This is a genomic window from Anaerosporobacter sp., from assembly GCF_965301125.1.
In genome coordinates this window covers 1-11,012 of sequence record NZ_CBDLAM010000137.1, presented here as the reverse complement: position 1 = coordinate 11,012, position 11,012 = coordinate 1, and the positions used below count along the sequence as shown (strand labels likewise).

At 36.0% G+C, this 11,012-nt stretch carries 8 protein-coding genes and 1 other annotated feature; all 8 genes read left to right on the top strand.

The genetic code is table 11. The features are described 5' to 3' along the window. Positions 1 to 462: 462 nt before the first annotated feature. Positions 463 to 742 (top strand) — a binding site (T-box leader). 102 nt (positions 743 to 844) lie between these two features. Next, positions 845 to 2,101 carry a tyrosine--tRNA ligase gene (gene tyrS / locus ACW2QF_RS14020; protein ID WP_455716630.1) on the top strand — a complete coding sequence of 419 codons (1,257 nt, stop codon included), beginning with the start codon at positions 845 to 847 and terminating at the stop codon, positions 2,099 to 2,101. Positions 2,102 to 2,222: 121 nt separating this feature from the next. Next, positions 2,223 to 2,891 carry a hypothetical protein gene (locus ACW2QF_RS14015; protein ID WP_455716629.1) on the top strand — a complete coding sequence of 223 codons (669 nt, stop codon included), beginning with the start codon at positions 2,223 to 2,225 and terminating at the stop codon, positions 2,889 to 2,891. Further along, positions 2,882 to 4,045 carry a M20 metallopeptidase family protein gene (locus tag ACW2QF_RS14010; protein WP_455716628.1) on the top strand — a complete coding sequence of 388 codons (1,164 nt, stop codon included), beginning with the start codon at positions 2,882 to 2,884 and terminating at the stop codon, positions 4,043 to 4,045. Before ACW2QF_RS14015 ends, ACW2QF_RS14010 begins: the two co-directional genes overlap by 10 nt. A gap of 135 nt (positions 4,046 to 4,180) precedes the next feature. Next, a complete protein-coding gene (locus ACW2QF_RS14005) occupies positions 4,181 to 5,785 on the top strand; it encodes an ABC transporter substrate-binding protein (protein ID WP_455716627.1) in 1,605 nt (534 codons plus the stop codon). A gap of 47 nt (positions 5,786 to 5,832) precedes the next feature. After that, on the top strand, positions 5,833 to 6,786 hold the full coding sequence (locus ACW2QF_RS14000) for an ABC transporter permease (protein WP_455716626.1): 954 nt from the start codon (positions 5,833 to 5,835) through the stop codon (positions 6,784 to 6,786). Continuing rightward, positions 6,783 to 7,565, top strand: coding sequence for an ABC transporter permease (locus ACW2QF_RS13995; protein ID WP_455716625.1), 783 nt, complete (start codon positions 6,783 to 6,785; stop codon positions 7,563 to 7,565). The genes ACW2QF_RS14000 and ACW2QF_RS13995 overlap by 4 nt, the downstream gene beginning before the upstream one ends. Before the next feature lie 435 nt (positions 7,566 to 8,000). After that, entirely contained in the window at positions 8,001 to 9,581 is a 1,581-nt protein-coding gene (locus ACW2QF_RS13990; protein WP_455716624.1) for a dipeptide ABC transporter ATP-binding protein, read from the top strand. A gap of 228 nt (positions 9,582 to 9,809) precedes the next feature. Beyond that, positions 9,810 to 11,012: [Fe-Fe] hydrogenase large subunit C-terminal domain-containing protein (locus ACW2QF_RS13985; protein WP_455716623.1), on the top strand; the 1,203-nt coding region annotated here is incomplete at its 3' end.

The window sequence follows — 11,012 nt, the reverse complement described above, 5'->3', positions numbered from 1 at the left end:
TTACGTACTATGACACGAAACACGCTACACATCTAAGTACTTCTAAGTGTGTACAATGACAGCGTCAAAATGGTACGGAATCGCCTTCGATTCGGCATCCTACCTCCCTAGTGCGATGACACAAAGGTAATCTAAAACTAATAATCTTCTACATCGCACGGCTGGCTCGGCATCCTTGTCTCGCCTTCCTAGGTTACTTAAGTACACACTAAGAAGTACTATAGATGCTTCGCTATCGTTTCTTAGTCATAGTACGTCAGCTAAGAAGCAAATTTACGGTATTAAGAGTTTTGCGGGTATACTTTATAGATACACGAGTACAATTTTTTGGTACCCTAACCGGTAAATTAGAATTATAATATGGGGTTTTTGTAGGAGTTTTATGTGAATTAAGGGTTGACATATTGAAAGAAGAAGTATAATATGGTTTGCAACAAGTAAAAAATTACTTATTATATTTTGATAAAGACATTGAAGAGAAGAAGTAGAGAATCATTCTTTTAACAGAAAGTTACCGGTTGATGAGAGGTGCAAAAAGAAGATCTTGAAATACATCTCGGAGTTTCACACTGAATCATACAATGTATGTAGTAGGCTGTGACGGGTGCAACCGTTATATTGATAAGGTATAATCCATGATTCGAAATTAGTAGATGAGATGGCGTACCTGATGAGGCCAAAGTAGCAATACTATGGTGAATAAAGGTGGTAACACGTGAGAATAGATGCTCTCGTCCTTTGTGTATATATATGCAAAGGACGGGAGCTTTTTTATTTACTAGGCTCGGGTGTCAAAAGTTCAGCTCAAAACTCTTGATGCAATGTCTTGGAAAGGGAGATTTCTATGACAAACAAATTAATTAACAAAGAACCAGAAGAACAACTCAAGATTATTAAGAAGGGGCTATTAGAAATTATTAACGAAGAGGAGTTACTTAATAAGTTAAAGAGAAGCTATGAGGAGCAAAAGCCACTTGTGGTTAAGTTAGGATTAGACCCTTCTGCGCCAGATATTCATCTTGGGCATACAGTTGTACTGCGTAAGATGAAACAATTACAGGACCTAGGGCATCGTGTTGTTATCATTATTGGTGATTTTACAGGAAGAATTGGTGATCCAACGGGAAGAAGTAAGGTTAGAAACCAAATGACTGAGGAAGAAGTTCTGATTAATGCAACGACCTATGCAAAACAGATTATGAAGGTTCTTGATCCCGAGAAGACAGAGATTCGATTTAATAGTGAATGGCTTAAGAAGCTGAATTTCGAAGATGTAATCTCGTTAGCAGGTAAAGTTACGGTAGCAAGAATTCTAGAGAGAGATGATTTTTCCAATCGTTATAAAAATCAGCAGGCAATCGGGTTACATGAATTCTTTTACCCGCTTATGCAGGCATACGATTCTGTTCATATTGGTGCCGATATTGAACTCGGAGGTACCGAACAGACCTTTAATATCTTAATGGGAAGGGCATTGCAGAAGGATTATGGGCTAGAGAGTCAGATCGCGATGTTTGTTCCGATTCTTGAAGGAACAGACGGTGTTCAAAAGATGAGCAAGAGTCTTGGGAATTACATTGGAATTGATGAAGACCCAGATGTGATGTATCGTAAGGTTATGACAATTCCAGATAATCTAATTATTCGTTATTTTGAATTGGTTACGGATATTCATCCCGATGAGATAGAAGGTTACAGAAGTGAGCTAGAATATGGAGAAGTAAATCCTAGAGATATTAAGATGAGTTTAGCGTGTGAAATAACAAGTTTGTATCATGGTATTGATAAGGCAGAAAAGGCTGAGAAACATTTTGAAATGATGTACCAACAAAAAGAAGTACTGGATAATATAAGGGAATATGTAATGAATCAGATACCTGGGAGCCAAGAACTTAAGGAAGATGGAGAAATTGATTTACCAGCATTAATATGTAATGTTGCATTTGCTGGAAGTAAGAGTGAGGCACGAAGACTAATAACACAGAATGCTATAAAGATAGATGGAGAAAAATTCTCAGGACTTACCGTGAATCCGAAAGCAGAATCCTTTATACTAGGAGTAGGCAAAAACAAGATTGTGAAAGTGTTAAGAAAGAAATAGCACTGGAATATAAGGTGATTTCTCATTGATAAATAAAGCCATGCCTATGCAAGGGATGAGAAATGTGCTATATTTAATCTTAACAAAGAGAGAGCAAGAAGAGAGGAGTTATACTCATATTATGAAGCAATTCGCAAACAAAGGTAAAAACCCAACACAAGGAAACGGAAAGGCAACACAAGGAAACGGAAAGACAACACGAGGAAACGGAAAGACATCACAAGGAAATGGAAAGACATCACAGGCGAACGCAAAGACATCAAAGGGAAAACCATTAACAGATTGGGATCGCTATATTTCAAAGGAAGCAGGTGTTGGTAAGAATACGTCAAAAGTAAAAAGTAAGAGTACTGGAGCAAAGAAGGCGAATAAAGGAAGCAAAACGAATGCTAAGGTTGTCGCTGTTAAGAAACCAGTGATTATGAATCTATTTTATATGGCAACGGAAGAATATACATGTAAACAAATTGTTGCCCCGGTGGTTGAAGAAAAGGGAATGGAGATTCAAGTTTGGCCAGAACTTGGAATTGCTTCAATTGAATTCGATGAATCAAAGAGTATTGATTTTCAAGAGTGTGAAATAGAATCTTTTGATTCAGATAGTGATATGGAATTTGTTAAGGAACATGGGATTAAAGCAATTTATGAAGTTACAATGGATGAAGCACACAAATCAAAGGCTGCAAATTGGTTCCTATCAATGATTCAAACAAATGGTGGATTCTTCTGTACAGATAGTGATGATTTTGCACCTGTTTATAACAAAGAGGAGTTGGAGAAATGGAGATAAAGAAGGAAGTTGATATAATAAGTAATTATATTATCCGTCTAAGAAAACATTTTCACAAACATCCTGAACTTGGTATGCAGGAGTTTGAAACTTCAAAACGAATTAAAGAAGAGCTAGCTGTCATGGAGATTCCCTTCGTGACAGCGGCTGGAACTGGAGTGATTGGCTTCATAGGCCATGGGCCGAAAGTAATTGCTTTACGTTCTGATATGGATGCACTACGCATTCAAGAAAAAAATGAGGTTACATATAAGTCCGAAGTTGATGGACTGATGCATGCTTGCGGGCATGACGCACATATGGCAGCTATGTTAGGTGCTGCTTCTATATTAAAAAAACACGAAGAGGAACTAAAATGCACTGTCAAATTAATCTTCCAACCTTCTGAAGAAAATTGTCTTGGTGCAAAGGCTATTTGTGATGGTGGACATCTAGATGATGTTGAAGAAATTTTTGGCTTGCATGTATTTGGAGATATTCCTTGTGGTAAAATATCTATAGAAGAAGGGCCAAGAATGGCAGCTTCTGATATATTCCGGATACGAATAATAGGAAAATCCGGACATGCAGGTAAGCCACAGCAATGTGTGGATGCAACTATAGCGGGAGCAGCTACAGTTATGAACTTACAAACAATTATTAGCAGAGAATTCGACCCTATTAGCAGTGCTGTCGTAACTGTAGGGCATTTAGTTTCAGGAACACAGCATAATGTAATATCAGGCGAAGCTTTTATAGAAGGGACTGCGAGAACATTCTCCACGCAGGATTGTAGACACATTGAGCAATCAGTAAAGCGAATTGCGACTAATACTGCGGAAACCTATAATGCAATTGCTCATGTAGAATATATGAAGTCCTTACATCCAGTTGTTATGAATGATAAGAGAGTGACTATGACAGCTCTTGAAGCGGCGAAAGAATTGTTTGCTCCAGAAGATATTATCTCTGTTCCTAAGATGATGTTAGGAGAAGATTTCTCCATTTATCAACAACACATCCCTGGAGCATTTGCGTTCGTTGGAGCAGGAAATGAAGAGCTTGGTAGAGCATATCCAAATCATCATGAATGCTTTAATATAGATGAGAGAGCAGTTTTAGTGTCTGCACAATTATTGATAGGGTATGTAATGAAGTACAATGAGAAGTTGTAAAACAATTGCATTTTTTTAAGTAATTCCACTTTTTTACTTGATTAATCAAGTAAAAAAATATATTATAATATCGACAATCAAATAATGAGAGGAATATTATCGATAAGTCTGTCAAAGACAGATGAGGAGGCCAAAGTGAAAGATAAATATTTTTCAAAGTATGTATTAATGTTAGCTGTTCTTGTACTTACTATTGCACTTTCAGGATGTAAAGGCGATAAGTCAGATAAGAATACCAACAAAATGCCGACTACAGATGATACTTCTTCTAATGAGCAAAGCGATAGTGAAACATCAGATAAAGATGCAATCTATGGCGGCTCTATTGTAGTAGGAATAACACAGGATCTAGATAGTCTTGACCCACACAAAGCAGTTGCGGCAGGAACTAATGAAGTATTATTCAATGTGTATGAAGGTTTAGTAAAACCTAATGAAAATGGTGATTTAGTTCCAGCTGTTGCAAGCGAATACCAAATTTCTGAAGATGGTAAGATATATACATTTACCCTTCGTGATGGAGTGAAATTCCATAATGGTGAAGCTGTAACAGCAGAGGATGTTAAATATTCTATAGAACGTTGCGCTGGTTTGCTTAAGGAGACGGATTCGTCTGTTAAAGTGGAATCGGCGCTTTCTAATGTTAAGGAAGTAAATATTGTTGATGACCAGACAATTGAATTAGCGTTAAAGAGTGCTGATACGGAATTACTTCCATATCTAACGAGTGCTATCGTACCAGCTAATTACGACAAGTTAGATAAGGAACCGATGGGAACAGGACCATTCAAATTCGTATCTTACGCACCACTAGAGAGTTTTGTAATTGCTAAGAATGAAGATTATTGGGGAGATAAAGCATATCTTGACAAAGTAACATTCAAGATTTCAGCAAATACAGATTCCGCATTTATGGAATTAATGGCTGGATCAATTGATATTTTCCCTTACTTAACAGATGATCAAGCAACACAATTACCAGATACGTATCGTATTGAAGAAGGTAATATGAATCTTGTTCAGGCATTATTCCTTAACAATGATGCAGAACCATTCAACGATATCAAAGTAAGACAAGCAATCTGTTATGCCCTTGATCGTCAAGGAATTCTTGATATGGTTGCTGGTGGTAGAGGTGCTATTATTGATACGAATATGTTCCCAGCATTTACGAAGTACTATAATACAGATTTAACGGGAACGTATGATAATAACGTAGAAAAGGCGAAAGAGTTATTAGCAGAAGCAGGATATGCTAACGGATTAACATTCACAATTACTGTGCCATCTAGCTATCAATTTCATGTAGATACCGCGCAGATTATTGTAGAACAACTGAAAGCAGTTGGAATTACAGCGAAAATTCAATTAATAGAATGGAATAGCTGGTTAAGTGATGTATATGGAAATCGAAATTACCAAGCTACAATAATAGGTTTGGATTCGAATCTTGCACCAAGAGATTCTTTAGAACGTTTTGAATCTACTCATAAAAATAATTTTATTAATTATAATAATCCTGATTTTGATGCTACATTTGCTAAAGCAATAGCAAGTACGGTTGATGAGGAAAAAGTTGAGTATTATAAGCAATTACAAGCATACCTAACAAATGATGCTGCATCTGCTTATATTCAGTCTCCAGCCTTGCTTGTAGCGGTAAATAAGAAGTTAGCTGGTTATACATTCTACCCAGTATATGTTCAGGATATGGCAAAAGTACATTATATCTCAGAATAATTAAAGTTATACAAAAAACATTTTAGGATAAAGAAAGGCGGAAAATTGTGAAATATATTATTAAAAAAATAACTACTCTCATTATAACATTGTTGATTGTGTCAATATTCACATTTACTGCCTTTCAAGTAATCCCTGGAGATAGCGTATTAAGTACTCTTGGCATGGATGCGACTCCTGAAGCAATTCAGGCCTTGCGCCAAGAAAGAGGTTTAGATGATAATATAGTAATTCGTTATGGTAGATGGTTAGGCAATGTATTACAAGGAGATTTTGGACAATCCACTCAATATAATATGGAAGTAGGACAATTAATATCCAGTCGATTAACCGTTACAGTATGGTTAGCCGTGATAGCTATTATCCTTATTATAGCGATATCTATTCCTTTAGGAATTCTATCTTCTAAGAAAGAAGGCGGTATCATTGACCGAATTGTGGTGTTATTAACCCAGACAATGATGGCAATTCCACCATTCTTTTTAGGAATGATATTAACTTTGATTTTTGGAGTATGTCTAAAATGGTTTGTCCCAGGTAAGTATGTAAGTTTTAGTGAGGACAAGGGAAAATTCTTTGCCTATCTAATTTATCCAGCGATAGCAATGGCAATTCCAAAGATTGCAATGACAGTTAAGTTCTTACGAAGTTCCATTCGCAGGCAGATGCATTATGAATATGTAAGAACGGCAAAAAGTAAAGGAAATTCAAAGCATGACATCTTAGTTAAGCATGTTCTTAAGAATGCTTTAATACCTGTTATTACATTCCTTGGAATGATTATTGCTGATGTTTTGGCAGGAAGTATTATTGTAGAACAGGTATTTAATCTACCTGGACTTGGACGTCTACTAGTAGTAGCCATATCAAGTCGCGATTATGCAGTTGTACAGGCAGTTGTATTATATATAGCTACAATTGTAGTTGTAATTAATCTAATTGTTGATGTGTTATATAGAATCATTGATCCACGAATCAGCAAAGAGGGAGGTGCCGAATGAGAACGAAAAATTTCAATTTCATTCTTGGTTCTATCCTAATAGGAATCGTACTTTTGTTAGTAATAGTAGGAATCTTCTATACACCATATGATCCCAATGCTATGAACGGATCTCTAAAAAATTCAGCCCCTAGCCTTGCACATTGGCTTGGTACAGATAACTTTGGACGAGACATTTTAAGTAGAGTAATGGAAGGAAGCCGAACTACATTCTTTGTAGCATTAGCAACAGTTTCAATCGGCACATTCGTAGGAACGTTAGTAGGCGCCTTCACAGGTTATTATGGTGGTGTCCTAGATAGTATAGTGATGCGAGTAAATGATGGAATCACATCATTTCCAAGTATATTATTGACCTTAGTAATTATTAGTATCTTTGGAATAGGCAAGTACAACATTATATTGGCACTTGGCATTGTATTCATACCGAGTTTTGCAAGAGTAGTTCGAAGTGAATACATGGTCCAAAAAGAGATGGATTATGTAAAGATGGCTAAATTAATGGGAGCAAGTGATATGCGTATTATGTTCATCCATATCCTACCCAATATACGATCCATCCTATTCTCCACCATAACCATAGGCTTTAACAATGCAGTCCTAGCAGAAGCCGGAATGAGTTATCTAGGACTTGGAGTACAACCCCCAGACGCTAGTCTTGGAAGAATGCTATCAGAAGCACAAGCCTACCTAATATCCGCCCCATGGTACGCAATTGCCCCAGGTGTTATGATTGTAATAACAGTATTAGGAATAAGTTTGATAAATGAAGAACGGTAAGGTAAGAAGGACGTTAGAAAGAAGTTAAGAGAGAATAGACTTTATTATCCATGCTTTATATGTTCTTTAATTTCCAAGTATTTGTACATCAAAAAAGTAAATTATCAAAACTCTCAATAACCTATCCTCGCTTCTTAGCTGACGTACTATGACTAAGAAACGATAGCGAAACATCTAAAGTACTTCTTAGTGTGTACTTATACAACCTAGGAAGGCGAGGCAAGGAAGCCGAGCCAGCCTGAGCTGAGGCAGGAGCCGAATCGAAGGCGATTCCGCACCTTTTAACGAAACTAGCCGTACACACCTAGAAGTACTTAGATGTGCAGCGTGTTTCGTGTCATAGAACGTTAGCTAAGAAGCCATGAAAATGTAAAAAGAGTTTTGTATAGAAACTTTGATAATACACCCAAACCATAAAAGAAAGGATATGAAACGATGTTACTAGAAGTAAATAATTTATCAATTGGATTTGCGGATACGAAGCCTATGCAAATGGTTGTAAATGACATATCCTTTCAAGTAGATCAAGGCGAGATACTTGGAATTGTTGGTGAGTCTGGGTCAGGTAAATCTATGACAGCATTATCAATAATGGGATTACTAAAAGACTCAGCTAAGATAATGAATGGTGAGATTAATGTGGAAGGAGAAAACCTTCTAGCTATGGCTGAAAAACAAAGACGCTCTTATCTTGGAAAAGAAATAGCAATGGTGTTTCAAGAACCAATGACTAGTTTGAATCCTGTTATGAAAATTGGTGAACAAATCAGAGAAATGTTAAGCATTCATACAAGTTTATCAAAAAAAGAGCAAATGGATAGAACCTTAGACGTTTTGCTTAAAGTAGGACTTAATAATCCAAAAGATTTATATAATAAATATCCTCATGAATTATCTGGGGGAATGCGCCAGAGAGTTATGATAGCAATGGCTATGATCTGTAAACCTAAGATATTAATAGCAGATGAGCCTACCACTGCGCTGGACGTATCTGTACAAGCACAGATTCTTTCCTTATTAAAGAAGATGAATCAGGAATATGGCGTAAGTATTATCTTGATTTCACATGATTTAGGAGTAATAAGAAACATGTGTAAAAGAACAATAATTATGGCAGATGGTAAGATTGTAGAACAAGGATTGGTAAAAGACATTTTTCAGAATCCACAAGAAGATTATACGAAGAAGCTAATTGATGCAGTTCCTTCTATTCATAAAAAGAGAGCGAAGCAAGCAACAGTAGCACAAACCCTAGTAGCACAATCCCTTACTAAGGATCAGGATAAATCATCTAAAATGTTATCAGTAGAGGGCGTTAATATCTACTATTATCAGAATGGAAGATTACGCAGAGGCGAGAAAGAACAAATTGTAAAACAAGCTTCCTTCTATATCAATAGGGGAGAAGTAGTAGGAATTGTAGGCGAAAGTGGTAGTGGAAAATCCACTCTAGCAAAAGCAATTGCAGGACTTAATACGCTATATGAAGGGGAGATAACTTGCGATGAAACAAGACCACAGATGGTATTCCAAGATCCCTATAGTAGCCTAAACCAAGCAAAACGAATTGGGTGGATTCTTGAAGAACCACTAAAGATTAAAGGCGGTTTTACGAAAGAAGAGCGTAAACAATTGGTGAAAGAAAAACTCAAGGAAGTAGGACTTTCTGAGGAGGTTGAGAATCGTTACGTATATCAATTAAGTGGTGGACAACGACAAAGAGTATGTATTGCAGCAGCATTGATGCTACAGTCAAAGTTTGTTATTCTTGATGAAGCAGTCTCAGCATTAGATGTAACGATACAACGTCAGATTCTTAACTTACTTATGGAATTAAAAGAAAAGCATAATTTGACTTACCTATTTATCTCACATGATATGAATGTTATTCATGAAATATGTGATCGCGTAATTGTCATGAATAAGGGAAAAATAGTAGAACAAGGTGATACAAAAGATATCTTTTTACAACCAAAAGATGAATATACGAAAAAATTACTTGCTGCAGTATTATAATATAGAATATAAAATAGTCATCCGTTTATTTCTTTGAATATGAACGAATGGCTGTTTTTTTAGTATTTTTAGTTGTTGTTTATGTCAAATTGAACTATAATATATGTATAAGATTAGCACCTTTTTTAGTGAACACAATATTGATTTTTCAAAATTTGTCATATTTTTTGCGTGATAATTTATGTGAGAGATTAATGGGGTAGGTATACCACGGAAAGGAGTGTTATTATGATCTATACGAATTCGAATTGTATTGGATGTAACAAATGTATTAGAAGTTGTCCAACAGTTACTGCGAATGTTGCTAAAGATGGCAAGATTGAAGTAAATCCAGATATGTGTATCTTGTGTGGTTCTTGTTTTGACCATTGTCATCATAATGCCAGAGATTACGAAGATGATACGGAATCTTTCTTGCGTGATTTGAAGGCAGGTAAGAAGTATTCAATCATTGTAGCACCTGCATTTGTGGCAAACTATCCTAAAGAGTATAGAAAAATTTATGGTTACTTAAAATCTTTAGGAGTATCACATATTTATAGTGTGTCTGAGGGAGCTGATATAACCACTTGGACATACATTAAGTACATAAAAGAAACTGGTAAAACAGGAATGATATCACAGCCATGTCCTGCAATAGTAAACTATATCGAGAAGTATCAACCAGAGTTGATTTCTAGGTTAGTACCACTACATAGCCCTATGCTCGATGAGGCTATATATTTAAAGAAATACAAGGGAGTATCAGAAGAATTAGTATTCTTATCTCCATGTATTGCGAAGAGTATTGAAATAAATGATAAGAATACAAATGGATATGTAAAGTATAATGTTACGTTCAAAAAGCTATTAGAAGCTATCGGCGATAAGTATAAGAATGCTAAGGAAGCTGATGAAGAGTCAAGTTATGGGTTAGGATCCAGATATCCAACGCCAGGTGGTCTGAAAGAATGTGTACATTTCTTTTTAGGCAATCAGACTGCTGTATTACAGGTCGAGGGAGAAGAAGAAGCGTATAGATTTTTAAAGGATTACGCAAAACTTAAGGGGAACATGCCGTTTTTAGTTGATATTTTAAATTGCCAGAAAGGTTGTATTCGGGGGACAGGAACGGATGAATCTATAGATGAGATTGATGTAGAGTTAGCAATTAACGATATGAATAAGTTAGTTATTAATGAACCTGAGAAGAGAAGTTTATTTACATCAAGAAGTACTCACCACAATCCTTGGAATAGTACATTGTCTCTTGAAGATAGATGGAAATATTTCGAGGAGCAATTTTCAGATTTGAATATTAAGGATTTTATGCGTTCTTATACTAGTAAAAAGATTGATATTAAAGAACCAAGTAGTAGAGAGGTAAATGATATTTTTAATGATATGATGAAAGTTACAGAAGAATCACGTTGTATTGATTGTGGCTGTTGT

What these genes read in the sequence shown, in the direction of transcription:
- tyrS (WP_455716630.1), top strand. Translation starts at nt 845, where the DNA reads ATGACAAACAAATTAATTAACAAAGAACCAGAAGAACAACTCAAGATT.
- ACW2QF_RS14015 (WP_455716629.1), top strand. Translation starts at nt 2,223, where the DNA reads ATGAAGCAATTCGCAAACAAAGGTAAAAACCCAACACAAGGAAACGGA.
- ACW2QF_RS14010 (WP_455716628.1), top strand. Translation starts at nt 2,882, where the DNA reads ATGGAGATAAAGAAGGAAGTTGATATAATAAGTAATTATATTATCCGT.
- ACW2QF_RS13995 (WP_455716625.1), top strand. Translation starts at nt 6,783, where the DNA reads ATGAGAACGAAAAATTTCAATTTCATTCTTGGTTCTATCCTAATAGGA.
- ACW2QF_RS13990 (WP_455716624.1), top strand. Translation starts at nt 8,001, where the DNA reads ATGTTACTAGAAGTAAATAATTTATCAATTGGATTTGCGGATACGAAG.